Genomic DNA, 26,710 nt, shown 5'->3' with positions numbered 1-26,710 from the left:
CCTGTCGAAGCCCTGCACTTCTCCCGATGTAGGCCAGCCCTTCGACAATCTCATGGCGAACGGAGATTGGAAACCCTTCAATCCCGCCTGCGCCGCGGCGGCCGCTCCTCCACGATTCCGCGCGCCCGCGCGCAAAAAGGCGACAGGAAATCATAAAGCTGGTCGGTCAGATGATCCGCCGCCAGCGAGTAGAGGACATATTGCCCGCGCTTCTGTTCGCGCACGACGCCAGCCCCTTTCAGCACCGCCAGATGCCGGGAAATGGAGGGCATCGCCATCTCGAAATTGTCGGCGATCTCGCCCACGGTCATCGGCTCGACGGCCAGATGATTCAGGATGCGGCGGCGCGGTTCGGACGCCAGCGCCTTGAAGATCTTGTCCATGCAAATTTAGCTAAATAGGAAAATAGCTGAATGCAAGGCGGCAAATCCATTCGATCCAAAACGCCGATTTCCCGGCCTTTGGGCGGGTTGACACTCTCTTCAACCCTTTCTAGAGGGGCCTCGCCTTGACGGGTGCAGCCGCAAGCGCCATGCCGACCGACACGGGTTGAAATGCCCGATGGAGGATGACGATGGCGGCGGACACACCCGAACAGGACCCGGCGGGCGAGGACTCGCGGATCGCTTCGCTTGAGGAGCGGATCGCGAAGGCCGAGCATGTCGAAAAGGTCAGGCAGGGGGCAAGGGAGCAGCAGGCGGACGATGGGTCGCGCCTGGGCAACCGGGTTCTGGCGGAACTGATCGGCGGTCTTGTCGGCGGTGCGTTGATCGGCTGGGTTCTCGACCGGCTTTTCGATACATCCCCTTGGCTCCTGCTTCTGTTCCTCGGTCTTGGGATCGTGGTGGCGTTCAGGAACATCATCAGATTGACGACGACGAAGCGTCCCGACCGATAGGGCCGCCTCGGCATAGTCCGAAGACTTGAACGTTACAGGGGTCAACGTGGCAGAATCCGGCAAAATCGATCCGATGCACCAGTTTGCGATCGAACCGCTGTTCGGGACGGATCATCTGTCGCTCGGCGGCTTCAACATCGCCTTCACCAACAGCGCGCTCTACATGGTGCTCGCCGCCGTGGTGCTGTGGATCTTCGTGATCGGCGGCATGAAGCGCGAACTGGTTCCGGGCCGATGGCAGATGGCGGTCGAATATATGACCGGCTTCATCAAGAATCTGCTGGTCGCCAATATCGGCGACAAGGGGCGCAAATATATCCCCTACGTCTTCTCGCTGTTCATGTTCATCCTGCTGGCGAACCTGCTGGGCCTGCTGCCGCTGGGGCTGTTCGGGGTTCATCCCTTCACCTTCACCAGCCACTTCACCGCGACCGGCGTGCTCGCCATCATGAGCTTTTCGATCGTGCTGATCGTCGGCTTCTGGAAGCATGGTTTCCACTTCTTCTCGCTGTTCGTGCCGCACGGCACGCCCCTGCCGATGATCCCGGTCATTTTCCCGATCGAGCTGATCTCGTTCATGGTGCGTCCGTTCAGCCTGGGCCTGCGACTGTTCGTCGCGATGACCGCCGGCCACGTCCTGCTCAAGGTTCTGGCCGGCTTCGTCATCAACAGCTCGAATGCGGGGGTCGGCTATGGCCTGACCGTGGGCACCGCCAGCTTCGTTCTGATGATCGGCATCAGCGCACTGGAAGTGCTGGTCGCGGTGATCCAGGCCTATGTGTTCGCGCTGCTGACCTCGGTCTATCTGAACGACGCCGAGAATCTGCACTGACTTTTCAAAAATTTCTTCAACGTTTTTAATTGTTTAACAAGGGAGTTTACGACATGGACGCAGAAGCCGCAAAGCTGCTCGGTGCTGGCCTGGCCGCGATCGGCGCGGGCATCGCCGCCCTCGGTGTAGGCAACGTCTTCAGTTCGTTCCTGGAAGGCGCGCTGCGCAATCCGGGCGCCGCTGACGGCCAGCAGGGTCGCCTGTTCATCGGTTTCGCCGCGGCGGAACTTCTGGGTCTGCTGGCGTTCGTTATCGCCATGATCCTGGTGTTCGTGGCCTAAAGCACGACTGGAGCGGGCGGGGCGGCTCTCGCCTGAACCTTGCCCGCTTCCCATATTTGACCGCCCTCTGATCGGACGGACCCGTAAAATGCCTCAAATCGCGCAAATCGCCGAAACCTATTCCAGTCAGATTTTCTGGCTGCTGGTGACGTTCGGCTTCGTCTTCTTCGTCATTGGCCTTGGCATGGTGCCCAAGGTTCAGGGCACGGCGGACGCGCGCGACGCGAAGATCAGCGGTGATCTGGACGCGGCGAAGGCGGCCTTTGCCCGCGCTGACGAGGCGGAAGCGGATTATCGCGCCCGCGATACCGAAAACCGCACCGCCGCTCAGGCCGTGATGGCCAAGGCGAAGGCGGAAGCGGCCAAATCTTCGGAAACGAAGCTCGCCGCCGCCGATGCCGACGTCGCGACCAGGATCGCCGCGGCCGAAGCGCGCATCCAGGTCGCGAGCAACGCGGCGCTGGCAGAAATCGAAACCGTCGCCGCCGATGCGGCGCGCGACATGGTGGCTCGCATTTCCGGCGCCGAAGCGTCGGACGAAGCGGCCCGCAACGCAGTAAAGGCGGCACTGGCCCATGGCTGAGGCAGCAGCACAGCATAATGCAGCGACGCCTCCGTCGCTGCGCGAAGCGATCCACAGCGAAGGCATGGAGCCGGTCGGCACCGTCGCGCATGAGGGCGTCGAGCCGCATACCGATCCCAAGGCGGTCGGCATGGACGCTACCGCCTGGGTCAGCCTGGCGATGGCGGTGTTCATCGTCATCCTGCTGGTCAAGAAGGTGCCTGCCCTGATCGGCGGCGCGCTGGACGGCCGGATCGCGCAGATCAAGGCGCAACTGGCCGAAGCCTCGAAGCTTCGCGCCGAAGCCGAAGCGCTCAAGGGCGAATATGAAGCGAAGCTGGCCGCTGCCGCCGGCGAAGCCGATGCCATGCGCAAGGCGGCCGAGCATGAAGCCGAAGGGCTGATCGCCGACGCCAGGGTCAACGCCGAGGCGCTGGTCGCTCGTCGTCAGAAGATGGCCGAGGACAAGATTGGCGCCGCCGAACGCGCCGCCATCGCAAGCATCCGCACCAAGACGGTGAACGCGGCCACCGCCGCCGCCGCCGCCCTGATCGCCCAGAATCATGATGCCAAGGCGGACAAGGATCTGGTCGATGGCGCGATCAAGGGGCTGGGCACGATCAACTGATCGGTCCGACCATGGATCAATAGAAAAGGGCCGGTGCGGAAACGCACCGGCCCTTTTCGGTCATGGCGATCCGCTCCGTGACGATGGATTGCGGACTGACTTCTTTCTTGCCGCCATCCCCTTTCCTACCGTCATCCCCGCGCAGGCGGGGTTCCATTTCCCCAACGCAGTGCTGTCCGCAAGGTCATGAGATGGGTTCCCGCATTGGCCCGGGGCAGCCCTTTGGGTTGCGGGAATAACGAAAAGGGTGGGAAGCGGACAGGCGGCCCTTGCTCAAATCACCCATCGTCATTGCGAGCGCAGCGAAGCAATCCATAAGGGGGTGACATTGGATTGCTTCGCTGCGCTCGCAATGACGAAAAAGGGTGGAAAGCGGAAAGGCGGCTTTCGGGTCGTTTCGATGGGGAAGCGGTCTATGTGCAGACGAGCGCGAACCCCTTTTCCGTCTCCATCGCGTGCCCCTCATCACGGAGTTCGCTCGCCAACTCTTGGGTCAGGACCGCGCCATAGACGTTGATCCGTGACCAATCCGGATAATGCTCCTGAACGTTCCAGATGGACCGTAATATCGCATCACGCCCGATCTCCTCACCCTCCGGAAAGAATATGGCGCTTCCAGCATCAAGATCAGACTGCTTATCAAACCATCGGCGGTTATCGTCGCTCTGAACGATCCAGACTGCGCCTGCCGCCTGACCCTGAAACGCGGTGTCGAAGATGATAGAGATTTCCATGTTGGCAATCTGCTCAATGGACGGGGGCACGCAACGGCAAGTATTAGGGTGACAGGTTGCTATTGGGAACGGCGAAAACTGGTCGTCTCCAATGATCCGCCCCCCAAGGGCGTGTGCCGATCCGCAGGGGTTACGCTGCGCACGTCGCGAAGCGCCTTCCAATGTAGGATTTTCTCTGATCTGTCCTGTGCGATGGAACAGCCTGCTCCCCTTGCGTTTCCGGCGCCGCGCTATATCGCAGGCGCCTTTCCAGCGCCGGCCCGTCGCCAGGCCGTCCTTCCCCAGCCGCTTTCTCCCGTTGCGCCGGTGTCGCTTTGCAGGCGCGTTGCAGACGCTTCACGGGCGCGTTTGCGGGAATTTGGCCCACGACAGAGTGAACTTCGCAGGATAATGGACGGCTTCAGTCGCCGGTCGTCAGACGGCGGCGCGATCGAGATAGGGAAGGCGATCGGTCAGGGCCGGAGGCAGGCCATGCACGATCAGCGCGCGGGCATGGTGCCAGAGCGCGGAGAGCAGCAGCAGCGCCGATCCGATGACCAGGCTGGTGAGCGCCCAGGACAGTTCCACCGCACCGGCCTGCCTGAACAGGGCATAGAGGGCGAAGAGAACATAAGCGAGACTGGATACCAGCAGCGCGCGGCGGTCGATCGCCAGCGCGACGAGGCCGAAGGCGACATAGAGCGCGATGACCAGCAGCGCCCGGCCGGCGCCGATCTCGTCGCCGTCAAGCACGCCGAGCAGGTGGAACAGCGAATGGGCGATCATCGGCGCGGCGGCGAGATGCAGCCAGAAGGCGACGTCCGACCGGCGGGTGATCCGCGCCCGGTCGCTCATGTCCCAGCGCATGGCGAGCAGGAAGATGGCGATGCCGGATGCGAGCAGCAGCAGGAAGGGCAGGGTTTCGTCTTCCGGGAAGGCGGCGATGACCAGACCCGCGACCACGCCCGCCGCGGCGGCCGCGCCGGCGGCCACCGTGATCGGGACCATGAAGCGCTGCCAATGCGCCCAGGCCGCGAGGGCGCTCATCGCGGCGACGCCCGACAGGATCAGCGCTGCTGCACTGTCCCCGGCGCGCGGAAATATCTGCGACGCGAGGGTGCCGAGCGCGAAGGCGATACCGCCGACGAAGCCGCAAAGCAGCAATATGGAAGGAAGCGCCATCCGTCGCTGGCGGGTGAAATATTCGGCCAGGCCCCAGCTCGCCGCCGCGACCAGCACGCCGGACATGAAGGCGGGGTGATGATCGGCCGCCCCGAATCGCAGGCTGTTTCCGAGCCAGCCGAGCGCCACGAGCAGGATCACGCTGGCGATCGTCACGAAGATATCGTTGAATCCGGTCAGCAGCCGAAAATGCTCTTCATCGACCACCGGGGTGGCGCGTAGCTGCGCCACATGGTCGCGCAACGCCTGCGCGGCCTGGGGTGTCAATGCACCGGCCGTTACGGCATCCTGTAGATCGCTCTCGCTATACATCGGTCCTGCTCCCGGGACATTGTGCCGACGTCATGCTATCATTACTGTATTATATCATCAATACAGCAATTTTTCGCCTTTTTCTGCGGGTTCAGCGGTGTTAGCGCGAGAGAATCAGAAGAGAGGACGCCCTATATGACCCTGCCGCCGCTGCTCCGTGACCGCCTGTCGCTGCCGCTGATCGGTTCTCCGATGTTCATCGTGTCGCAGCCCGATCTGGTCATCGCCCAGTGCCGCAGCGGTATCGTCGGCGCCTTCCCCTCGCTCAACGCCCGACCCTCGGGCATGTTCGAGGCGTGGCTGCGGCAACTGGGTGAGGCCTTGACGGAGAGGGATGCGCCCTTCGCGGTCAACCTGATCGTCCATCGGACCAATGCCCGGCTGGAGGAGGATCTGAAGCTCTGCGTCCAGTATCGGGTGCCGATCGTCATCACCTCGCTCGGCGCGCGGGAGGATGTGAACCAGGCGATCCACAGCTATGGCGGCATCGTCCTGCACGACATCATCAACAATGTCTTTGCCCGCAAGGCGATCGAGAAGGGCGCGGATGGCCTGATCGCGGTGGCGGCGGGCGCGGGCGGCCATGCCGGGACGCTGTCGCCTTTTGCGCTGATCCAGGAAATCCGCCAGTGGTTCGACGGGCCGCTGGCCCTGTCCGGCGCGATCGCGACCGGACGCGCGATCGCGGCGGCGCGGATGATGGGCGCGGACCTCGGCTATATGGGGTCGCCCTTCATCGCCACGACGGAGGCCAACGCCGATACCGCCTATAAGCAGATGATCGTCGACAGCGGCGCGGGCGACATCGTCTATTCGGACGTCTTTACCGGGGTCCACGGCAATTATCTGCGGCCCAGCATCGTCGCGTCGGGGCTTGACCCGGACAGTCTGCCCGAGGCCAAGGACATGGATTTTGCCAGCCTGACCGGCGGCGAGAAAAAGGCATGGCGCGATGTCTGGGGCGCGGGGCAGGGCATCGGCGCGATCGACCGGATTCAGCCGGCCGCGGATTTCATCGCACGGCTGAAGGCGGAATATCAGGCGGCGGTGGAGGGTTTCACGGTTTGACCCGGACGCCCGGGCGGCGCAAGGAAGGCGCGCAGTTCGGCGATGAAGCGGTCAAACTGGTCATGGTGGGGCCAGTGGCCGGCATTGGCGAACTCCACCAGCCGGGCGTCGCGGAAATGGGCCATGCGTCCATCCTTGGCCGGATTGGATGCCCAACTGTCCTTGCCCAGGCAGAGCAGGGTCGGGCAACTGATCCGCGACCAGAAGTCAGGCAGTTCGGCATCCGTGCCCATGTGCGGCGCGGCATGGTTGAGATAGGGATCGAATTTCCAGCTATAGCTGCCGTCTTCGTTCCGATTCACGCCATGGTGCGTCAGGTGCAGCGCGTGTTCGACCGACAGATGCTCATTACGTTCGCGCATACGGCCGACGGCGGCTTCAATTGTGGGATAATGGCGCGTCCCGCGGCGGGCACTGGCGCGGCGTCCGTCGATCCACTGGCGCCAGACGTCGGGCGTCGCATCCTCCGCTTTCTGTTTCAGCCGCTCGGGCGAGAAACCCAGCCCCTCGATGGCGACGATCTGCCCGACCTTTTCGGGGAACAGGCCGGCATAGCGCAGGCTGATCGCGCCGCCGAGCGAATGGCCGACGATCGTAACGGGCGCGCGATCGAGCAGATCGACCAGCAAGGCCAAATCATAGACGAAATTGGCCATCATGTAAGAGCCTTCGGGCGACCAGGCGCTATCGCCATGGCCGCGAAGGTCGGGGGTGATGACGTGATAGTCCTGCGCCAGGGCGCGCGCTGTCCAGTCCCAGCTTCGCGCATGATCGAAACCGCCATGGACCAGGATCAGCGGAGGCGCGGACGGATTGCCCCAATCCAGATAGTGCAGCCGCGACCGCAGCGACGTAAAGAAATGGGAAGTCGGGGTAGGCGCGGTCGGCATGTCCATTCGGTCCTGCGGCAGCTGGAGGGGATGGTTGTTCCGATCCCATTGGGCAACTCTGCCATGCTTGCAAGGGCGAATGAATGAAAAACATGATTTTTCTTATGCTTCTGCTGCGCGATCGCAAATAATTGTGGTAACGCAGCAAATCATATCAACCACTGATATGGGCTCTTGCGCTGCAAATTTCGATCTCTGCGGGGGATAGCGCTTACGGAATGATCCCTCTTCATTGCTACCCGCGCCCAGTGCCGGATATCAATCACTGTCGAGTGGCGTGGCGAACCGGATCAATCGACCCGAGGTCGCATCATGACTGGCGACCATGACGGCTCTCGCCAGTTCCGCCTGTTTGAACGGCTTATCCAGCCGAATCCTGTCGCTGGCGTGCGGGGGCAGTTCGGCAAAGCCGGTGATAATGATGACGGGTAGGCCCGGATGCTTCTGTTCGATCAGGTCCGCCAGTTGCGCGCCGGTCATGCCGGGCATCGCATGATCGGTCACGACCAGATCGACATTGGCTTCCTCCAGCATGTGCAGCGCATCCGCCGCGCTGCCGGCCTGGAAGACCGTATGACCAAGATCCTCCAACATGCCGGCTGTATTGGTCAGCACCAGATTGTCGTCGTCCACCGCCAGGATCACCATCGGGATGACGGCGCTGCCGTGCAGATCGACCGCGGTGTCCCGTTCCTCGGCGGGGTCCACCAGCGAAACGGGAAGCCAGAGCGACACGGTGGTGCCCGCTCCCGGCGCACTGATGATGGTCAGCGCGCCGCCGCATTGCTGGGCGAAGCCATGCACCATAGACAGTCCAAGGCCTGTGCCCTTGCCCACGCCCTTCGTGGTGAAGAAAGGTTCGCGCGCATGTTCCAGCGTGCCTGCGTCCATGCCTTCGCCGTCATCGACCACCGAAAGGCAAATATAGGAGCCCGGCGAAAGGCCGGAGAGCGTTTCGTCGGCGATCAGCGCCTCGGTCGCTTCCAGCGTGATCCGGCCGCCATCGGGCATGGCATCGCGCGCATTGACCGCCAGGTTCAGCAGCGCCAGTTCCAGCTGGGCCGGGTCGGCATAGGCCGGTGCCAGGGTCAGCGGAAATCGCGTGTCGATGGCGACGCTGGTTCCGATCGTGCTCTGGAGCAACTCGGCCATGCCGCGCACCAACGCCACGCAATCGACGCTTTGCAGCTTCAGTTCCTGTCGCCGGGCGAAGGCGAGCATCCGCTGGGTCAGGGTGGCGCCGCGCTCGGCCGCCGCCATCGCATTGTCGAGATAGCGGCTGATATCGGCGCCACTCGCCATCCGCTGCCGCGCCAGATCCAGGCTGCCGACGATCACAGCGAGCAGATTGTTGAAATCATGGGCGACGCCGCCGGTGAGCTTGCCGATGGCGTCCATTTTCTGCGTCTGGATGATGGCGTCGCGCGCTTCGTCGAGCGCGCGTTGCGCCTCGCGCCGTTCGGTGAGGTCGCGGGTAATCTTGGCAAAGCCCAGGAGATTGCCCGTCGGGTCGAGGATCGGGTCGATGACGACATTGGCCCAGAAGCGCGTGCCGTCCTTGCGGATGCGCCACCCCTCCGCCTCGAACCGGCCTTCCCGTTCGGCCGTGTTCAGCGCGCGGGAAGGCAGGCCGGCGAGCCGGTCCTCCTCCGAATAGAAGCGGGAGAAATTCTCTCCCATAATCTCTTCCGCGCTATAGCCCTTGAACCGCGCAGCGCCGCTGTTCCAGCTCGTAATCGTCCCGACCGGATCAAGCATGAAGATGGCATAATCGGTGACGCTTTCGACCAGCAGGCGAAATCGCTCCTCGCTCTTGCGCAATTCCTCCTGTGCTTCACGCCGTTCGGTGAGGTCGCGGGTGATCTTGGCAAAGCCCAGGAGATTGCCCGCCGGGTCGCGGATCGGGTCGATGACGACATTGGCCCAGAAGCGCGTGCCGTCCTTGCGGACACGCCATCCTTCGGCCTCGAACCGGCCGACACGCTCGGCGGTCGAGAGGGCGAGGACGGGAATGCCCGCCGCCTGCTCTTCGGCCGTGTAGAAACGGGAAAAATGCTCACCGATGATTTCCTGGGCCTCATAGCCCTTGAAGCGACGCGCGCCCGCATTCCAACTGACGACGATTCCATTGGGGTCCAGCATGAAGATGGCATAGTCGGTGATGCTCTGCACCAGCAGTTCGAAACGATTGCTGTTCGCGTCGGACAGGACGGTGGTCATGGGTTCCCCGATCAGGACGCGCGAATTGGCGGCGTCTCTGGTGCCAAGGACGAAACGCGGGTTGCGGGCGAACGTTCCGTAGGTGCGCGTGCGCGCGCCGACGAGCGGGATGGCTTGACTCGGGCGGTCGCTCTGCCCACGACGCAGCGCAGCAATGGAAATGGGACGAGGCATGAGCATGGGCGCAGGCGCGACGATCACGGTCATTGGCGAGGCGATGCTGGAACTGAGCCGCGGGCAGGGCGACAACTGGAACCTGCGTTATGGCGGCGATGTCATCAATACCGCAGTGCATATGGCCCGGTCTGGCGACAAGGTGCGCCTGGCAAGCGCGCTCGGCGCCGATCCGATGAGCGCAGATCTGCGTGCGCAATGGGAAGCCGAGGGGGTGGACACCTCGCTGGTGCTGGCGGCCGACGGTTGCCTGCCGGGCCTCTATGCGATCGAAACCGATGCGACGGGTGAACGCACTTTCCATTATTGGCGGAGCGAGGCGGCCGCAAAGCGGATGTTCGCCCTACCGGCCAGCGAGGCTATGGTGGAGCAGGCGGCGCAATCGAACCTGCTCTATTTCTCGCTCATCACATTGGCGATCCTGCCCGATGAAGGCCGCGAGGCGTTGCTGTCGCTGAGCGCGACGGTGAAGGCGCGGGGCGGGAAGGTCGCGTTCGACGGCAATTATCGAGCGCGGCTCTGGCCCGATGCCGCGACCGCGCGGCGCTGGCGCGACCGGGCGATCGCGCTCGCGGACATCGGCCTGCCGACGCTCGCGGACGAGGTCGAGATGGGCGAGGCGGATGATGCCCGCGACACGGCAGCGCGCTGGGGCGCGAACGAGGGGCGGGAGATCATCGTCAAGTTGGGCGGCGAAGGTTGTCTTGTTGGCGACGAACTGGTCGCGCCGCCACGCCTGATCGACGTCATCGATTCGAGCGGTGCGGGTGACGCGTTCAATGCGGGCTATCTCCATGCCCGGCTGGCAGGGATGATGCCGGCCGATGCGGCGCTGGCCGGGCATCGCCTCGCGGGATGGAATATCGGTCGTCGCGGGGCCATCCCGGCGAAGGATGCGGATGCGCCCTATTAAGTCCCGTTGACAGCGCCCCATGGCTTGGGCCATGGACGCGGGACCAAGCGGGTGTAGCTCAATGGTAGAGCAGCAGCTTCCCAAGCTGACGACGGGGGTTCGATTCCCCTCACCCGCTCCAGGCCGAGCAGCGGATGATGCTGCAGAAATTGCCCCGATGAAAATGGGGTTCCTTGTCGGCAATGACGTCGGCCTTGACGTTGCCGAACGTTGTGTCGGGCTTGTGACTGATGCCGTCGTAGAAGGCCTGGATGATATCGTCCTTGAAGGTCGGAGTGCGCGGAAAGGCATCGACGATCGCTTCGCGCTCGATATCCGAATATTGATCATAGGTCAGGCCGAGCACATCCATCTCGACGCCAGCGGTGACGAGCGCGACGACCGGGTGCATGTGAATGGGGATGCCCGGCGTCGTGTGGAGCGCGATTGCCGTCCAGACAATATAGGCGTCAGCCTCGGGGATGCCGTGGCTCAGCAGGAAGTCCCGCGCCGCGTGCGCGCCATCGACCTCGAAGCGCTCGTCCTGGCTGCTATGGCTCGGCATTAGCCCGATATCGTGGAACATGGCCCCAGCGTAGAGCAGTTCGTGGTCGAAAGTCAGGCCGCGATGGACGCCGGCCAGCGCGCCGAAATGATAGACGCGGCTCGAATGGTTAAAGAGCAGGTCGGTCTCGGTGTCACGGATAAATTCGGTGATCGCGCGCGCAAGCTTGCTGTCAGGAATGCTTGTCTGTTGGGTGAGTGACATTGGCTTTCTCCTTCATTTTTGCTCGCCAGCAGGATAGGGAGTCGCTAAACCTGTCTTCAATCGAGGTAATACGTCTAATCAGGACAAAAGCGGACCAAGGCGGACATCAATGGGCCAGCGCACAAGAACGGTGATGATGGTGGCGTTGCCCGGCGTGCAATTGCTTGATGTCTCGGGGCCACTTGATGTCTTCGCCGAAGCGAATGCTCAGGCCGGCGAGGAGGTCTACCGCCTGATGGTCGCGGCACGCGCACCGGACCCCATTCGCAGCTCTTCGGGCGTACGGCTCGTTCCCGACCATGTCATCGGGCGCGATCCTGACGCGGAGATCGACACTCTGCTCGTTGCCGGATGCCCCGATGCGGCGAACATGCCGGTCGATCAGACGCTGGTTGACTGGCTGGGGTGGCAGGCGTCGGCGGCGCGGCGCTTTGGTTCGGTGTGCAGCGGCGCCTTCTTTCTCGCCGCTGCGGATCTGCTCGACGGACGGCGGGTGACTACGCACTGGGCGGTGGCCGCGCAACTGGCGGGGCGCTTTCCTGAGGTGACAGTCGATGAAGATGCGATCCTGGTCCGTGACGGACCGGTGCGCACCGCAGCGGGTGTGACGGCAGGGCTCGACCTTGCATTGGCGCTTGTCGAGGAGGATCTGGGGCGCATGATTGCAATGCGCGTCGCGAGCCAGCTTGTCATGTTTTTCAAGCGCCCTGGGGGCCAGATGCAGTTCAGCCGCAGGGGCGAGGCCGTCCCTGCCGGCCGCGCGGCGCTGCAGGAGCTTCAGCGCTGGGTAGCGGCGAACCCTGCGCTCGACCACAGCATTGCGGCGCTTGCCGGGCGCCTCGACCTTAGCCCACGCCACTTTGCACGGCTGTTTCGCAAGGAGGTCGGCATCACGCCGGCAAGCTGGGTCGAGGAAGCGCGGGTGGGCGCGGCGCGCCGGCTGCTTGAGGATGGGCGTGAGGCACCCAAGCAGGTAGCGGCGCATTGCGGCTTCGCCGACGCCGATACGCTACGCCGTGCATTCGTTCGGCACGTCGGCGTGACCCCCGCCGAATATCGCAAGCGCTTCGCGGGGATGGCCCGCTGATTAATGAATTTTCTAGTGAAAAATGGTGGACGCACTAGGGCTCGAACCTAGGACCCGCTGATTAAGAGTCAGCTGCTCTACCAACTGAGCTATGCGTCCACGCTGGCTTTCAGCGGCACCCCTCGGGGTATCGCTCCGGCGTGGGCGGGCTGTTAGCAGTCGCCCGTGATTCTGCAAACATTAAATTGCTTTGTTACGAAATTTTTTCAGTCCGACCGGCATCAGGCCCAATTTCCAGGGTTCGCCCGGCGCCTGGTCGAACGGTCGATCGCCATGATGATGCCGACGCACAGCATCACGGTCAGCATCGACGATCCGCCATAGGACATGAAGGGCAGGGGAATACCCACTACCGGCGCCAGCCCCATCACCATCATCAGGTTGATCGCGACGTAGAAAAAGATGGTGGTCGTAAGGCCCGCCGCGACCAGTCGGGCGAACTTGTCGGGCGTGCGCATCGACACGCGAATGCCCCAGCGGAACAGCAGCATGAAACCCAGGATCAGCAATGTGCCGCCCAGCAACCCCCATTCCTCCGCCATGGTCGCGAAGACGAAGTCGGTATGGCCCTCGGGCAGATAGTCGAGATGGCTTTGCGTGCCCTGAAGGAAGCCCTTGCCCCATAGGCCGCCCGATCCGATCGCGATCTTGGACTGGCTGATATGATAGCCGGCGCCCAGCGGATCGCTTTCCGGGTCCAGGAAGATGAGGACGCGGTTCTTCTGATAATCATGCAGGAAACTGAAGGCGATCGGGATGATCGCGGCGACGGCGAGGCCCGACCCGACGAACAGCCGCAGCGGCAGCCCCGCCAGGAACATGACGGTGATGCCGCCCGCCATGATCATGGTCGCGGTGCCAAGGTCGGGCTGCACCAGCACCAGCGCCCAGGGAAAGCCGATCAATATCAGCGCCGGCCAAATCGCGTTCCATCGGCGTATCTCGCCCACCGGCAACAAGGCGTAGAATTTGGCGACGGCCAGCACGATGATCGGCTTCATGAACTCCGAGGGCTGCAACTGCATGAAGCCCAGGTTGATCCAGCGCTGGCTGCCGCCCGCGACGCCGCCGATCAGCTCGACCAGCACCAGCGCGACCAGAACCGCGCCATAGGCCGGGAAAGCGAAGCGGGAGAAGATTTCCAAAGGCACCCGGCTCAACGCCAGCGCCATGCCGGAAAAGATGCAGAAGCGGACGCCCTGATTGACCGCCCAGGGGAAGATATTGCCGCCTGCCGCACTGTAAAGAACGAGCGTTCCGAAGGTGGCGATGGCGAGCAGCAGCAGCACGACCCGCCACGGGAATTGGGTGAGCGGCTGGGGAACGATACTCATGGCGCGTCCGTGGTGTTGCTGCCCGGAGGCGGTGGAGCGTCGTTCGCGTCGTCGGGCGCTGGCGGGGCGGCGGACGCCGGGGCCGTCGCATTGGCGATCGCGGCGTTGGATGCATTGTCGGCGACGGGCGGGGGCGCCTGCCCCTTCTCGATCGCCTTGGCCAGGCGAAAGGCGGCCATTTGCCGCGCCTGCCGCTCGGCGGGCGGGCCGCCCCAGCCTTTTTCCAGCGTTTCCAGCTTCTCCATCGCCTTGGCCGGGTCGAACAGATAGGACATGGTGTCGCTCGCGATCATCGGCGCATCCTCATTGCGGATCAGGTGTCCGCCATGCTCGATGATGCAGGCGACCGCATAGCGTGGATTGTCGAACGGCGCGAAACCCTGAAACAACGCATGGTCGCGCAGCTTGAAGGCGAGCGAACTGTTGCCGCGCACGCCGCCGGCGCGCTCCGCCATGGTGATGCGCCGCACCTGCGCGGTGCCGGTCTTGCCCGCGATCAGCACGCCCGGAATGTTCATCCGCGCCGCGCCGCCGGTGCCACCGCCATTCACCACCGCGCTCATCGCGTCGCGGATGACCGCCAGATGTTCCTCGCTTGCCCCGACCGGAGCCGGTGCGGCGCGCTGCGCGCCCAGCAGGAAATTGGGCATCAGCTGCCTGCCGGTCGCCAGCCGCGCCGCCATCACCGCCATTTGCAGCGGGTTGATCAGCATATAGCCCTGGCCGATGGTGGCGTTCACCGTGTCATATACCTGCCAGGACTGGTTATATTTTCGCTCCTTCCAGGCAGGATCGGGCACGGTGCCGTAACTCTGGCTGGGAAAGGGCAGGTCGAAGCGCTGGCCCATGCCGACCCGCCGCGCCATTTGCGCGATCCGGTCCATGCCGATGCGCTGCGCCATCTGGTAGAAATAGATGTCGCAGCTCTGGGCGATCGCCCCGCGCATGTTGAGCGACCCATGGCCACGCCTTTTGTGGCAGTGGAACAGCGTATTGCCGACCCGGATCGCGCCGGCGCAGCTGATCGTCTCCTGCGGCCCGACACCCGCCTCCAGCAGCGCCAGCGCCACCATCGGCTTGACCGTCGATCCGGGCGGATACAGCCCCTGCAACGTCTTGTTGCGCAGCGGGACATGATCGTCCTTCGACAGCATTTCATATTCCAGATGGCTGATGCCGTCGGAAAAGCTGTTGGGATCGTAACTGGGCATGGAGGCCATGGCGAGCACGTCGCCATTGGCGCAGTCGATGACGACCACCGATCCGCTCTGCGTCGCCAGGCGGCGGCCGGCATATTCCTGCAACCCCGCGTCGATCGTCAGGCGCACCTGCCGCCCTGGCGTGTCGGGGCGCGTGGTCAGTTCGCGCACAATCTTGCCGCGCGCGGTGACTTCCACCCGCTTGGCGCCGGGCTTGCCGGTCAGATGCCGGTCGAACGCCTTTTCCAGGCCGTCCTTGCCGACCTTGAAGCCCGGCGTGATCAGCAGCGGGTCTTTGCGCGCCTTGTAATCCTCCGCCGTCGCCGCCCCGACATAGCCCAGCAGATGGCCGACCGTCGCGCCCGCCGGATAATAGCGCGAAAAGCCCTGGCTCGGCGCTACGCCGGGCAGGTCGGGCAGGCGGACGCTGATCGCGGCATATTGGTCATAGGTCAGCTTGTCGGCGACCTGAACCGGACGGAAACCCGCCGACTTGTCCAGTTCCTCGCGGATGCGATCGACATCATCGGGTTGGAGGCTCAGCAACTGGGCGAGGTGGCGGATGGTCGCTTCACCGTCGACGACGCGCTGCGGGATCAGGTCGACGCGGAAGTCGGTGCGGTTGTTCGCCAGCGGCTTGCCGTGCCGGTCGAGTATCCAGCCGCGCCGCGGCGGAATGAGCGTCAGGTTGACGCGGTTGCTTTCCGAAAGAAGGCTGTATTTCTCATTCTCCGCCACGCTGATCCAGGCCATGCGGCCGATCAGCAGCGCACCGATCGCCCCCTGCAACCCGCCCACCACCATGGCGCGGCGGGAGAAGGTGAAGGTCTGGGTGGCTTCGGTGACGATCTTGCGCTTGGCGTTGATGAACGTCATGCCATCACGCGCCAGCGGTCGATCCGGGCGCATTGCCGGACGATGAAGGGGAAGAGCAGAACCGTCCAGACCATTTGCGGTGCGACCAACAACAACCTGATTTCGCCTCCGCCCGTGATGCGCGCGAAGAACACACCTCCTGATAGGCAAAAGATAATGGCGACAGAGGCAATTAGCCAGTCCTGCCGATAGCTGCGCCAGACCAGGCGATGTTCGATATAATCAACGCCGATCAGCGCGACGGTCCACAGGAACATGGCGGAGCCGATCGGCTGGCCGCTCACCATATCGTCGAACAGGCCGAGTGGCAGGCCGATCCAGGCCCGCCACAATTCCGGCCGCAACAGCCGCCAGGACAGCAACAGCAGCAGGCCGAAAGTCGGCATCACCGGCGACTGGGCGATCAGCGGCACGGCGCTGGCCAGCGAACCCAGCATGACGGTAATGACGGGCGTTCCCGCTAGCCGGAACCGGCCGGGATGTCGGCCCAGGCGCGGGACGTGCAGCAGATGCGGATCGATCACGGCGCGCTCGCGTTGCTGGCGTTCGCCGCCTCCTGCGGCGCGGCTTCGGCCGCTGGATCGCCCCGCGTCACCACTTCCTCGAAGGCGCGTTCGACCACCACCGCATCGACGCGCGACGGATTGGCGAGCGGGAAGCCCCAGGCGATTTCGCCCTCGACGCGAACCACCACCGCGACCGGAATATTGGGCTGGTAGATGCCGCCGATGCCCGACGTCACCAGCAGGTCGCCCGGCCTGAACGGGTTGCGGCCGGCCGACAGCGCACGAATTTCCAGCGACCCGTCGCCCGCGCCGGTCGAGATGGCGGGCACGCTGTCATTGGCGCGGCGCACGGGCACGATATTGCCGGTGTCGGTCAGCAGCAGCACTTCGGCAGTGTTGGGCGTGGTGGTGTGGACGCGGCCAATCAGTCCTTCGGCGGCGCGCACCGGCATACCCGGCCGCACGCCCTGCCAGCGCCCGGCGTTCAGCCGCGCGAAACGGCGCGCGCTGGAGGAAGAGGAACTGATGAGCCGGGCTGTCAGCAGATCGCTCTGATCCTCGTCGACCAGCTTCAGCAGCTTCTTGAGCCGCGCATTTTCCTGCTTGACCGCCTTCGCCTCGATGATGCGGTTTCGATCCGCCTCGACCTGGCGGCGCAGGGCGACATTCTGCGATCCGGCGCGCCAATAGGACGCCAGCACCTCGTCGACCGAATTGATGCCGCTCACCATATTCTTGAGGCCGGTCGACACGGGACGCGTCAGTTCGGCGGTGGCGGTGCGCAGCCCGGCAAAGCCGGTCGGGTCGAAAATCGCGACCACGATCAGCAGCAGGCCGGCCGCCGCCCCGGCAACCGCCACCACATAACTGGCGAAGAGGCTATATTGCGCCTTCCGGTTGATGCCGGGGCGTCGGCTGGGTGGCCGCGCCATCTCTCAAGCCCCTCTGGTCAGGCGGTTTGCAGGACGCCCCGAAAGATCGGATCCTCCATCGCGCGGCCGGTGCCGATCGCGACGCAGGTCAGCGGATCTTCGGCGATGGTGACGGGCAGGCCGGTCTCGTCGCGCAGTTCGTCGTCCAGCCCCTTGAGCAGCGCGCCGCCGCCGGTCAGGACGATGCCCTGGTCGACAATATCGGCCGCCAGTTCAGGCGCGGTGTTTTCCAGCGCGATGCGCACGCCTTCGACGATCGTGCTGATCGGTTCCGCCAGCGCGTCGGCGATCTGGCCCTGGTTGATCGAGATTTCCTTGGGCACGCCGTTCACCAGGTCGCGACCCTTGATGTGAATCGTCTCGCCAACGCCATCCTCGGGCGGCTGGGCCACACCGAATTGCTTCTTGATCCGCTCGGCCGTGGCTTCGCCGATCAGCAGATTATGGTGGCGGCGGACGAAGGACACGATCGCCTCGTCCATCTTGTCGCCGCCGACGCGGACCGAAGTGGTGTAAGCCAGGCCACGGAGCGAGAGCACCGCAACTTCGGTTGTGCCGCCGCCGATATCGACGACCATCGAACCGATCGGCTCGGTCACGGGCATGTCGGCGCCGATCGCGGCGGCCATCGGTTCCTCGATTAGGAAGACCTGGCTGGCGCCGGCATTGCTGGCGGCGTCGCGGATGGCGCGGCGCTCGACACTGGTTGAGCCGGACGGCACGCAGATCACGATTTCCGGCGCGCGCCAGGGGCTGTGCTTGCCGCCATGCACCTTGGTGATGAAATGCTTGATCATCTGCTCGGCGACGTCGATGTCGGCGATCACGCCGTCGCGCAGCGGGCGGATGGCCTCGATCGAATCCGGGGTCTTGCCCATCATCAGCTTGGCGTCTTCACCCACGGCCTTGACCCGCTTGACGCCGTTCAGCGTCTCGACCGCGACCACCGAAGGCTCGTTCAGAACGATACCGCGGCCGCGCACATAGACCACCGTGTTGGCGGTGCCGAGGTCGATAGCCATATCCTGAGAGGAGAATTTCAAGAGACGCGAAAAGATCGACATGCCTTATCCTGTTTCGCCCGCCGCCCCCGCGACGCGTTCTGGGGTTCGGTCGGATTACGGTTCGCTTGTCCGCTTGCCTAGCTTCCTTGCGCCTTGCAGTGCAAAAAAGTTGGGGTTCGCGGCTCGCGGAAAGCGCTCGCTTGGGCTAGTCACTAATCAATGTCAATACGCCGTCTACCCGAACATCTGGTCAATCGTATCGCTGCCGGTGAAGTGGTCGAAAGACCCGCCAGCGCGCTCAAGGAAATCGTTGAAAACGCTTTGGATGCGGGCGCGACTCGCATCGCCGTCCGGCTGTCCAACGGCGGGCTGGACCGGATCGAGGTGAGCGACGATGGCTGCGGCATGGATTCGGCCGACATGGCGCTCGCGCTGGAGCGTCATGCGACCTCGAAACTGCCCGACGATGCCATTGAAAATGTGGCCACTTTGGGCTTCCGCGGCGAAGCCTTGCCGTCGATCGCCAGCGTCGCCCGCCTGTCGATCGACAGCCGCCCGCGCGGCCGCGACGGCTGGAACCGCACCGTCGACAATGGCCAGCTCCTATCAGAGGGACCGGCCGCCCTGCCGCCCGGCACCCGTGTCACCGTCGATCAGCTGTTCGGCAAGGTGCCCGCACGCCGCAAATTCCTGCGTTCGCCCAAGGCCGAATATGCTGCCTGCCTCGACATCGTCCGCCGCCTCGCCATGGCGCATCCCGCCGTCGCCTTCTCGGTCGAGCATGACGGCCGCCGGGTGCTGGGCGTGCAGGAAAATGACGCGCGGGAGGATCGGGTCGCTGCGCTCACCGACCGGCAGCTGGCCGACAATCATGTGATCGTGTCGCTGGAGCGGGACGGGGTGCAACTGTCCGGCGTCGCCTCCCTCCCGACCTACAATCGCGGCGTGGGCGATCATCAATATCTGTTCGTCAATGGCCGGCCGGTGAAGGACCGGCTGCTGATCGGCGCCCTGCGCGGCGCCTATGCCGACATGCTGGCGCGCGACCGGCATCCGGTGGTGGCGCTGTTCCTCGACGTGCCGCCGCTGGAGGTGGACGTCAACGTCCATCCCGCCAAGACCGAGGTGCGTTTCCGCGATCCGGCGCTGATCCGCGGCATGATCGTCTCGGGCCTGCGTCGCGCGCTCGATGCCGAAGGGTTCCGCGCCGTCCAACATGCCGACCCGGCGGGCCTGTCCGCCTGGAAGCCCGAGCCGATCTCGCCCACCCCGATCGGCGCCATGCCGATCTTCGAGGCGGCGGCGCCTGCGCCGGTGAGCTTCAACCAGTTCGTGCAATCCTCCTTCGCGGATCGCCGCCCATCCTTTCAGACGCCCCCACCGCAGGCCCGGGCCGAACCCGCCGCCGCGCCCGCGCCCGAAGGGCGCAGCTTCCCTCTCGGGGTCGCGCGTGGGCAAGTGGCGCGCACCTATATCGTGGCCGAGGCGGAGGACGGCCTCGTCATCGTCGACCAACATGCCGCGCATGAGCGGCTGACCCTCGAACGGATGCGCCGGGCGATGGAAGGGCAGGGCGTCGCCAGCCAGGCGTTGCTGCTGCCCGAAGTCGTGGAACTGGACGAACCCGCCTGCGACCGACTGGAAACGCGTATCGCGGAACTCCGGGAATTTGGCCTCGACCTGGAGCGGTTTGGCCCCTCCGCCATGCTGGTCCGCGCCGTGCCGGCCATGCTCGGCCAGTCCGACGTGCAGGGCATGGTCACGGATTTGGCCGATGATCTCGCCGCCTATGACAGTGCCCTATCCCTCAAGGAACGGCTCGACCTCGTCGCCGCGACCATGGCCTGCCATGGCTCCGTCCGCGCCGGCCGCGTGCTGAGCGTCGCGGAGATGAACGCACTGCTCCGCGAAATGGAGGTCACGCCCCGTTCGGGCCAGTGCAACCATGGCCGCCCGACCTGGGTGAAACTCGGTCATGGCGATATCGAAAAGCTGTTCGGGCGGAAATGAGCAGCGTTCAGGCCGGCCGCGTCCGCCATAAAGCGATCGGGATCATTGTCAGGACCGGCTGGTCGTCCTGATTGAGGATCGTCACCTTGTTGCGGACGATCCCCATTTCCGGGCGGCTCTGTGACGCCTTCTTGTCGATCACCTCGCTTATGCCGCGTAGCGTGTCGCCGGGCCGCACCGGCCGCAGCCAGCGCAGTTCATCAACACCCATCGCACCCAGGCTGGCCGCCTGTCGGCCCGGATGCTTCCGCATCTCCGCGACGAACATCTTCATGAAGAGCGCGGTCGTATGCCAGCCGCTTGCGGAGATGGTGCCGAAATGGGTGGATGCCGCCGCCTCGTCGGACAGATGGAAGGGCTGGGGATCGAACTCGGCAGCGAAAGCGACAGTCTCCTCGCGCGAAACGGTGAGCGGCCCGAAATCGAAGCTGTCGCCGACCTGTATGTCTTCGAAATAGAGAATCTCGTCCTGCATCACCCGTCTCCTATTGCAACGGACTATGTAGAAGCGCCTTCCGTTTACGTCAATGTCAGGAAATGGTGATGGACGGCTGGCCGCGCGGCACGGTCAGGCTTGCGCGCGTGCTGATCGCGCCGCCCGCGCTCGACACCTGATCCATCACACGGAAGCGCGTCGTCCACGCATCGGGCGTCACCTCGCACAGCAGATAGCCGCGCTGGTCGTTGATGAATTTCAGTTCCGGGTTGTTCTTCAAGATGATGTCGCTGCCCGCGCGCAGGTCCGATCCGTCGCCGCCCGAGGAGATGGAGGTGGACACGAATTCCACCGCCACGGGTTTGCCGTCGCTTTCCAGCAGGCCCGCGAAATTCTGATGCTCGTCGCCGGTCAGCACGATGACGTTATCCAGGCCACGCATCTTCGCCAGCAGCCGTCCCCGCTGCGCCGTATAGGCCGCCCATGTGTCGTCATTGAGGATTTTCTGCTTCTCGTCGGCATAGCGGCGACGATCGAGCGACATCATCATTACCTGTTGCGCGACGCAGTTCCACCTGGCCTGCCCGCGCGTCAGGTTGCGGATCAGCCAGCCTTCCTCCTCCGGCGACACCACCTGCGCCCTGGGATCGTCAATCTCCCTGCAATAAGGCTTGAACCCGTCGCCGCAGGGCTGGTCGGTGCGGAAGGAACGGGTGTCGAGAAAGTCGATCGACAGCAGGTCGCCATAGCGCGCTTCCCGATACATGTCGGTAATGATCCCGTTGCGCGGCAGCATCGCCGCGCGGACCGGCATATATTCATACCAGGCCTGCAAGCCTGCCTGTCGGCGCAGGCGGAAGATGTCCGGCGAAGCCTCGCCCCGACCGTCGAAATCGCCGACCCAGTTATTCTGGATTTCATGATCGTCGAAGGTCGGGAACCATGTGTGCTGCGCACGCGCCGCCTGGAGGTCATAGTCACTCAGATATTGCGCATAGCGCAGCCGATAATCGGCGACGTCGAAACAATCCTGCCCGATATGCTGGCGCACCTGCGGCGCCGGCAGACCGTCCTTGTCATAGTCCGGCCCGCGCTGCTTATATTCATAGATGAAGTCGCCATAATGGTAGACGAAGGCGAGGTCATCCTCCCGCGCCAGATGACGATAGGCGGTGAACAGGCCATCCTCGTAATTCTGGCATCCCGCGACCCCGAATTTGAGCGTGGCGGGGCTGGCGGACGGCAGCGGCAATGTCCACGCCCGGCCCCGCGTCGACTGGTCGCTGCCCAGCGCGAAGCGATACCAATAGGGCCGGTCGGGTTGCAGCCCCGCCACCTCGACATGGACGCTATGGCCCAGTTCCGGCCGCGCGATCACTTCGCCCGACGCGACGATCGTCTTGAAACGCTCGTCGCTCGCCACCTCCCATTTCACCGGCAGCGGCGCCGTCGGCATCCCGCCATGCGGCTCGAACGGCCTGGGCGCGAGCTTGGTCCAGATGACGAAGCCATCGGGCGCGGGATCACCCGAGGTGACGCCGAGCGCGAAGGGATAGCCGGCAAACCAGCTTTGCGCGTGGACGATGGCGGGCGCGCCGATCAACGGCGTTGCGGTGGCGGCGGTCAGGAGTTGGCGGCGCGTGAACATGATGGAGCCCTTCATTGCGCGACGATGCCGGAAAGCGTGGCGGGATTGCCGTCCGACGGCCGCGGCGCGATGCCGAGCAGCCGGGCGAGCAGCGGGTAGACATCGACATTGGAGAAGTCGGGCGCGGGTTTGGCGCCGGGCGTGAAGGCCGGGCCGTTGGCGATGAACAGCGCCTGCATTTCGGGCGCGCGATCGTCCCAGCCATGGCTGCCGCCGCTGACCGACTTGGTCGGCGCGGTCGGCTGGATTTCCCATCCGGTTTCGCCAAGGCACAGATAGGGCGGGATGCGCCGGTGCGTGCCATAGTGGAAGCGGGCGGGAATGTCGCCCTTGCGCCAGCATTGCATATGGGCGTGGGGCTTGAGCAGCGCGGCTTCCAACGCCTTATCGCGACCCGGCACGGCGGCGAGCGTCGCATAGGGGCCGGATTCAACCACGCGGTAATTCGCCGGATCGGCGACCTTGTCCAGCGCCACGACCCGCTCGCTGGAGCTGGCGGCCATGCCATGGTCGGCGACGATGACGAGATTGGCGGGCTGGCCTATCGCCTTGAGGCCGGCGACCAAATCGCCGATATGGGCATCGACATCGGCCAGCGCCTTCGTCGTTTCCGGCGCATCGGGACCGTAAATATGGCCAGAGGTGTCGACGATGTCGAAATAGAGCGTCACAAATGTCGGCCGGATGTCGGCCGGGCGGCGCAGCACGTCCAGCACCATGTTGACGCGCTGCGCGCCGCTGATCGCCTGGTTGAACTGCGCCCAGTCGCTCGGGCGCGTGCCGCCGGTGATGGCATAGGGCCAGCTGGACGCCTTCGTCCCGCCCCAGGGCACGTTGGAGCCGGGCCAGAACATCGTCGCGGTGCGCACGCCCGCCTTCTCCGCCGTCACCCAGATCGGCTCGGCCTCATTCCACCAATAGGGATCGTCGCTCGCCATGGTGAATTTCTCGTCCGGGCGGCTGGCATCCTCCATGGTGTTGGCGACGATGCCGCTGCGATCGGGCCGGTCGCCGGTGACGATCGCCCAGTGATTGGGGAAGGTCTTGGTGGGGAAGGAGGGCCGCATCGGCGCCGCGATCCCGCCCGCAGCCAGCGCCGCCAGATGGGGTGTCACGCCGCGCTCCAGATAGTCGGCGCGGAATCCGTCGATCGACACGAGGATGGTGACGGGCGCGCGCTGCTCCGCCTGCGCGACGACTGCGGGGCGTTCGACGGTGGCGGTGGTGCAGGCGCTCAGCGCGCCCAGGGCGAACAGGGCAGGGGCAAGGGAACGGGGCGACATGGCGACTCTTCGGATTTTGTTCGAATCAAAATCGCTTAGCAGTCATGTCATGACGGTAAAGTTACGTTTTGGTAGGCTTTATCCCAGATGATCGCGCAGCGCCGCCCAGGCCTGTCGCTTCGCCTCCCGCGACAGGCTGGCATAGGCGCCGCTGGAGGAGGGCAGGTCGATCAGCGTCAGCCCCGGCCGATCGCCCAGTTGCCGCCGGCCATGCAGCGCCGCCGTCTTCCCGTTGAAACCGATCGCCCGCAGCGCCGGAAGCCGCTCCGCAAACAGCCTAAGGTCGCGCAATTCCGCGCCCCTTATGCTGCTGTCCAGGCTGCCCGGCCGTTCCGCGCGCTCGATCACGTCCCACAGTCCCACGCCCCGCGCCCGCAGCCGCTTCAGCCGCATCGCATAGGGCTGTCCGCGCAGATCCTCGCCCAGCACGTCGCCGATCAACTGCCAGAAGGCATTGCCGCGATGCGCATAATATTCGCCCTGCCTGATCGACGCATCGCCAGGCAGGCTGCCGAGGATCAGCAGCTTCGTCTCCGCATCGACGCTGGGCGGGAAGGCGATCTTTCTGGGCGCGCGCGCCAATGTTTTTTCAGCCATTGCCATCTATCCGTTTATTTCTAGACTGTTACCTATTCTAAGGGGGAATTGTCATGAGAAGAATATGGGGGGCGGTCGGCGCCATGCTTTTGCTCGGCGCGACGCCGGGGGCGCTTTCGGCGCAGCAACCCGCGCCGACGGCGGAACAGCGCGCCTATGAGGCGAAGGTCAAGGACATGCTGCAACGCCAGCAACCGCAGACCGGCGATATCGCGCTGCCGAATGCGAAGGCGACGCTGCATCTGGGCCAGGATTATTATTATCTCGACGCCAAGGCCGCGCGCGAGGTGATCGTGGACGCCTGGGGCAATCCTGCCGCGCAGGCGGACGGCGTGCTGGGTCTGGTCTTCCCGGCCGGCAAGACTTTCCTTGACGAGGATGCCTGGGGCGCGGTCATCACCTATGACCAGAGCGGCTATGTGAAGGATGACGACGCCGCCTCGACCGATTTCGATGCGCTGATGACCGATATGAAGTCGGGCGAGGAAGATCGGAACAAGGAGCGGACAGAAGCAGGCTATCCGCCGGTGCATCTGGTCGGCTGGGCGGAGCGTCCCGCCTATGACCGTGCGCATCACAGCGTGATCTGGGCGCGTAACATCCAGTTCAGCAATGGAGGTGAAGGCACGCTCAACTATGATGTGCGGCTGCTGGGCCGCTTCGGCGTGCTCAGCCTCAACATGATCTCCACCATGCCGCATCTGCCCGAAGTAAAGGCGGCGGCCGCCAAGTTCGGCGCGTCGGTCACTTTCGACCAAGGAGCGCGCTATGCCGATTTCGTGCCCGATGTCGACAAGGTCGCCGAATATGGCATTGGCGGCCTGGTTGCGGCCGGCGCGGGATTGCTGGCGGCGAAGAAGCTCGGATTTCTGGCGCTGGTCCTGGCCTTCGGCAAGAAGTTGCTGCTGCCGATCATCCTGTTCTTCGGCGTGGGCTGGCGCTGGATCAAGGCGCGGTTCAGCAGGAACAAGGCCGTGGAGGAAGAAGCTGTCGCTTATGAAGCGTCCGCAGAGAGTGATGCGGAATCTTTCGCCGAACCCCCTGCGGAGGGCGCATCGCGTCCCTCCGAAACCTGACGAGGCGGCGGGGGACGGGCGACGCGCCCTTCCCCCAATCGATCCGGCCCTATCGATCCGGTCAGACGTTGAAGCGGAACAGCATGATGTCGCCGTCCTGCGTCACATAGTCCTTGCCTTCGGACCGCCACTTGCCCGCCTCCTTGGCGCCGGCTTCGCCGTTGAACTGGACATAGTCCGCATAGGCCATGGTTTCGGCGCGGATGAAGCCCTTCTCGAAATCGGTGTGGATCGCGCCGGCCGCCTGGGGCGCCTTGCTGCCCTTGGTCACGGTCCAGGCGCGTGCCTCCTTCGGCCCCACGGTGAAGAAGGTGATGAGGCCCAGCAGCTCATAGCCCGCACGGATGATGCGGGCGAGGCCGGCTTCGGTCAGGCCCAGCGCTTCCAGATATTCGGCGCGCTCCTCGATCGGCATGGTGACGAGTTCCGCCTCGATCGCGGCGGACACGATGACCGCCTTGGCATTTTCGGCGGCAGCCTTCTCGAACACGCGGGCCGAATGGGCATTGCCTTGGGATGCGGCGTCTTCCTCGACATTGCAGACATAGAGGACCGGCTTGGCGGTCAGCAGCTGCGCCTGGTTGAACAGCCTTTCTTCCTCCACGTCGCGCGGCACGGTCAGGCGCGCGGGCTTGCCGTCGCGCAGCAGGTCGAGCGCCTGGCCCAGAACGGCCGCGGCCGCCTTGGCCTCCTTGTCGCCCTGCGCCGCCTTCTTGGCGAGGTTGGGCACGCGCTTTTCCAGGCTTTCCAGGTCGGCCAGCATCAGTTCCGTCTCGACCGTCTCGGCGTCGGCGATGGGATCGACCTTGCCCTCGACATGGGTGATGTCGCCATCCTCGAAGCAGCGCAGCACATGGACGATCGCATCCGTCTCACGGATATTGGCCAGGAACTGGTTGCCGAGGCCTTCGCCCTTGGATGCGCCGCGCACCAGCCCGGCGATGTCGACGAAGCTCAGCTGCGTTTCGATGATCTTGGCCGATCCGCCGATCTTCGCGATGGTCTGCAACCGCTCGTCGGGCACGGCCACGCGGCCCTCGTTCGGCTCGATCGTGCAGAAGGGATAGTTCGCCGCCTGCGCCGCTTGCGTTTCGGTGAGCGCATTGAACAGGGTGGACTTGCCCACATTGGGAAGACCGACGATACCGCAACGAAAGCCCATTTGACTGCCTTATAAGATCGGGATGATTGGCGCGCCCGATAGCGCCTTGCGCGCATAAAGGCCAGCCTTGGGCGAAGAACATGGGTGGGACAAAAGGCGCAGTGGACAGGCGCCGGGTTCTTCCCACATGGGGCAGGAT

The 26,710-nt window shown here is 64.4% G+C and carries 26 protein-coding genes and 2 tRNA genes; 11 read left to right on the top strand and 17 right to left on the bottom strand.

Annotated elements, in window-relative coordinates; genetic code table 11:
* Window positions 1-77: 77 nt before the first annotated feature.
* Window positions 78-383, bottom strand: coding sequence for a metalloregulator ArsR/SmtB family transcription factor (locus AC58EF_RS17995; RefSeq protein ID WP_497277718.1), 306 nt, complete (start codon window positions 381-383; stop codon window positions 78-80).
* A gap of 191 nt (window positions 384-574) precedes the next feature.
* Between AC58EF_RS17995 and AC58EF_RS17990 the strand changes: the two genes are divergently transcribed.
* The 5 genes from AC58EF_RS17990 to AC58EF_RS17970 all read left to right on the top strand — a co-directional run bounded on the left by AC58EF_RS17990 (window position 575) and on the right by AC58EF_RS17970 (window position 3,201).
* Window positions 575-898 (top strand): AtpZ/AtpI family protein, encoded by a 324-nt coding sequence (locus AC58EF_RS17990; protein WP_497277717.1) that lies wholly within the window; start codon window positions 575-577, stop codon window positions 896-898.
* Between the two features lie 46 nt (window positions 899-944).
* On the top strand, window positions 945-1,730 hold the full coding sequence (locus AC58EF_RS17985; RefSeq protein ID WP_497277716.1) for a F0F1 ATP synthase subunit A: 786 nt from the start codon (window positions 945-947) through the stop codon (window positions 1,728-1,730).
* Window positions 1,731-1,783: 53 nt separating this feature from the next.
* Window positions 1,784-2,011, top strand: a complete 228-nt coding sequence (locus tag AC58EF_RS17980; RefSeq protein WP_004207392.1) for a F0F1 ATP synthase subunit C — start codon at window positions 1,784-1,786, stop codon at window positions 2,009-2,011.
* A gap of 88 nt (window positions 2,012-2,099) precedes the next feature.
* Window positions 2,100-2,594: a F0F1 ATP synthase subunit B family protein gene (locus AC58EF_RS17975; RefSeq protein ID WP_497277715.1), complete on the top strand. Its 495-nt coding sequence runs from the start codon at window positions 2,100-2,102 to the stop codon at window positions 2,592-2,594.
* A complete protein-coding gene (locus tag AC58EF_RS17970) occupies window positions 2,587-3,201 on the top strand; it encodes a F0F1 ATP synthase subunit B family protein (protein ID WP_497277714.1) in 615 nt (204 codons plus the stop codon). Before AC58EF_RS17975 ends, AC58EF_RS17970 begins: the two co-directional genes overlap by 8 nt.
* 413 nt (window positions 3,202-3,614) lie before the next feature.
* Here the strand turns inward: AC58EF_RS17970 and AC58EF_RS17965 are convergent, their stop codons facing one another.
* The gene (locus AC58EF_RS17965; protein WP_497277713.1) at window positions 3,615-3,935 is read right to left on the bottom strand and encodes a hypothetical protein; all 321 of its coding nucleotides are present in this window, start codon (window positions 3,933-3,935) and stop codon (window positions 3,615-3,617) included.
* A 414-nt stretch (window positions 3,936-4,349) separates the two neighbouring features.
* Window positions 4,350-5,408: a hypothetical protein gene (locus tag AC58EF_RS17960; protein WP_497277712.1), complete on the bottom strand. Its 1,059-nt coding sequence runs from the start codon at window positions 5,406-5,408 to the stop codon at window positions 4,350-4,352.
* Window positions 5,409-5,543: 135 nt separating this feature from the next.
* Here AC58EF_RS17960 and AC58EF_RS17955 point away from each other — a divergent pair, with 135 nt between their 5' ends.
* Window positions 5,544-6,476: an NAD(P)H-dependent flavin oxidoreductase gene (locus tag AC58EF_RS17955; RefSeq protein WP_497277711.1), complete on the top strand. Its 933-nt coding sequence runs from the start codon at window positions 5,544-5,546 to the stop codon at window positions 6,474-6,476.
* Here the strand turns inward: AC58EF_RS17955 and AC58EF_RS17950 are convergent.
* Both AC58EF_RS17950 and AC58EF_RS17945 read right to left on the bottom strand, forming a co-directional pair.
* Window positions 6,446-7,372 (bottom strand): alpha/beta fold hydrolase, encoded by a 927-nt coding sequence (locus tag AC58EF_RS17950; protein WP_497277710.1) that lies wholly within the window; start codon window positions 7,370-7,372, stop codon window positions 6,446-6,448. The two genes, AC58EF_RS17955 and AC58EF_RS17950, sit on opposite strands and share 31 nt — an antisense overlap.
* Window positions 7,373-7,624: 252 nt before the next feature.
* On the bottom strand, window positions 7,625-9,586 hold the full coding sequence (locus AC58EF_RS17945) for a hybrid sensor histidine kinase/response regulator (protein WP_497277759.1): 1,962 nt from the start codon (window positions 9,584-9,586) through the stop codon (window positions 7,625-7,627).
* Window positions 9,587-9,764: 178 nt separating this feature from the next.
* Here AC58EF_RS17945 and AC58EF_RS17940 point away from each other — a divergent pair, with 178 nt between their 5' ends.
* Window positions 9,765-10,673, top strand: coding sequence for a sugar kinase (locus AC58EF_RS17940; protein WP_497277758.1), 909 nt, complete (start codon window positions 9,765-9,767; stop codon window positions 10,671-10,673).
* 47 nt (window positions 10,674-10,720) lie between these two features.
* Window positions 10,721-10,794, top strand: a tRNA-Gly gene (locus AC58EF_RS17935).
* On the opposite strand, the gene AC58EF_RS17930 is transcribed toward AC58EF_RS17935, so the two are convergent.
* Window positions 10,783-11,421, bottom strand: a complete 639-nt coding sequence (locus AC58EF_RS17930; protein ID WP_497277709.1) for an HD domain-containing protein — start codon at window positions 11,419-11,421, stop codon at window positions 10,783-10,785. The genes AC58EF_RS17935 and AC58EF_RS17930 overlap by 12 nt on opposite strands.
* 109 nt (window positions 11,422-11,530) lie before the next feature.
* On the opposite strand from AC58EF_RS17930, the gene AC58EF_RS17925 reads away from it, so the two are divergent.
* On the top strand, window positions 11,531-12,508 hold the full coding sequence (locus AC58EF_RS17925; protein ID WP_497277708.1) for a GlxA family transcriptional regulator: 978 nt from the start codon (window positions 11,531-11,533) through the stop codon (window positions 12,506-12,508).
* A gap of 23 nt (window positions 12,509-12,531) precedes the next feature.
* Here AC58EF_RS17925 and AC58EF_RS17920 read toward each other — a convergent pair.
* From AC58EF_RS17920 to AC58EF_RS17895, 6 genes are all read right to left on the bottom strand, one after another.
* Window positions 12,532-12,607: transfer RNA gene (locus tag AC58EF_RS17920), tRNA-Lys, on the bottom strand.
* Between the two features lie 122 nt (window positions 12,608-12,729).
* Entirely contained in the window at window positions 12,730-13,842 is a 1,113-nt protein-coding gene (gene rodA, locus AC58EF_RS17915; protein WP_497277707.1) for a rod shape-determining protein RodA, read from the bottom strand.
* Window positions 13,839-15,917, bottom strand: coding sequence for a penicillin-binding protein 2 (gene mrdA, locus AC58EF_RS17910; protein ID WP_497277706.1), 2,079 nt, complete (start codon window positions 15,915-15,917; stop codon window positions 13,839-13,841). The genes rodA and mrdA overlap by 4 nt, the downstream gene beginning before the upstream one ends.
* Window positions 15,914-16,441, bottom strand: a complete 528-nt coding sequence (mreD, locus tag AC58EF_RS17905) for a rod shape-determining protein MreD (RefSeq protein ID WP_497277705.1) — start codon at window positions 16,439-16,441, stop codon at window positions 15,914-15,916. Before mreD ends, mrdA begins: the two co-directional genes overlap by 4 nt.
* On the bottom strand, window positions 16,438-17,355 hold the full coding sequence (gene mreC, locus AC58EF_RS17900) for a rod shape-determining protein MreC (protein ID WP_497277704.1): 918 nt from the start codon (window positions 17,353-17,355) through the stop codon (window positions 16,438-16,440). Before mreC ends, mreD begins: the two co-directional genes overlap by 4 nt.
* 17 nt (window positions 17,356-17,372) lie before the next feature.
* Window positions 17,373-18,419 carry a rod shape-determining protein gene (locus AC58EF_RS17895; RefSeq protein ID WP_009821586.1) on the bottom strand — a complete coding sequence of 349 codons (1,047 nt, stop codon included), beginning with the start codon at window positions 18,417-18,419 and terminating at the stop codon, window positions 17,373-17,375.
* Between the two features lie 159 nt (window positions 18,420-18,578).
* Here AC58EF_RS17895 and mutL point away from each other — a divergent pair, with 159 nt between their 5' ends.
* Window positions 18,579-20,369: a DNA mismatch repair endonuclease MutL gene (mutL, locus tag AC58EF_RS17890; RefSeq protein WP_497277703.1), complete on the top strand. Its 1,791-nt coding sequence runs from the start codon at window positions 18,579-18,581 to the stop codon at window positions 20,367-20,369.
* Window positions 20,370-20,376: 7 nt separating this feature from the next.
* Here the strand turns inward: mutL and AC58EF_RS17885 are convergent, their stop codons facing one another.
* The 4 genes from AC58EF_RS17885 to AC58EF_RS17870 all read right to left on the bottom strand — a co-directional run bounded on the left by AC58EF_RS17885 (window position 20,377) and on the right by AC58EF_RS17870 (window position 24,333).
* Window positions 20,377-20,844, bottom strand: a complete 468-nt coding sequence (locus AC58EF_RS17885) for a MaoC family dehydratase (protein ID WP_497277702.1) — start codon at window positions 20,842-20,844, stop codon at window positions 20,377-20,379.
* Between the two features lie 55 nt (window positions 20,845-20,899).
* Window positions 20,900-22,453 carry an alkaline phosphatase D family protein gene (locus AC58EF_RS17880; protein WP_497277757.1) on the bottom strand — a complete coding sequence of 518 codons (1,554 nt, stop codon included), beginning with the start codon at window positions 22,451-22,453 and terminating at the stop codon, window positions 20,900-20,902.
* Window positions 22,454-22,464: 11 nt separating this feature from the next.
* Window positions 22,465-23,736 carry an alkaline phosphatase family protein gene (locus AC58EF_RS17875; RefSeq protein WP_497277701.1) on the bottom strand — a complete coding sequence of 424 codons (1,272 nt, stop codon included), beginning with the start codon at window positions 23,734-23,736 and terminating at the stop codon, window positions 22,465-22,467.
* Window positions 23,737-23,814: 78 nt separating this feature from the next.
* Entirely contained in the window at window positions 23,815-24,333 is a 519-nt protein-coding gene (locus AC58EF_RS17870) for a DNA-deoxyinosine glycosylase (protein WP_497277700.1), read from the bottom strand.
* 53 nt (window positions 24,334-24,386) lie between these two features.
* On the opposite strand from AC58EF_RS17870, the gene AC58EF_RS17865 reads away from it, so the two are divergent.
* Complete coding sequence (locus tag AC58EF_RS17865) at window positions 24,387-25,409, top strand: DUF2167 domain-containing protein (RefSeq protein ID WP_497277699.1); 1,023 nt, start codon at window positions 24,387-24,389, stop codon at window positions 25,407-25,409.
* 61 nt (window positions 25,410-25,470) lie between these two features.
* On the opposite strand, the gene ychF is transcribed toward AC58EF_RS17865, so the two are convergent.
* On the bottom strand, window positions 25,471-26,571 hold the full coding sequence (gene ychF, locus AC58EF_RS17860; protein ID WP_497277698.1) for a redox-regulated ATPase YchF: 1,101 nt from the start codon (window positions 26,569-26,571) through the stop codon (window positions 25,471-25,473).
* Between the last annotated feature and the right edge of the window lie 139 nt (window positions 26,572-26,710).

The sequence above is a fragment of the Sphingobium sp. WR1 genome (assembly GCF_059693745.1).
Note: the sequence above shows the minus strand (reverse complement) of the source record. Positions and strands in the feature narration are given on the sequence as shown.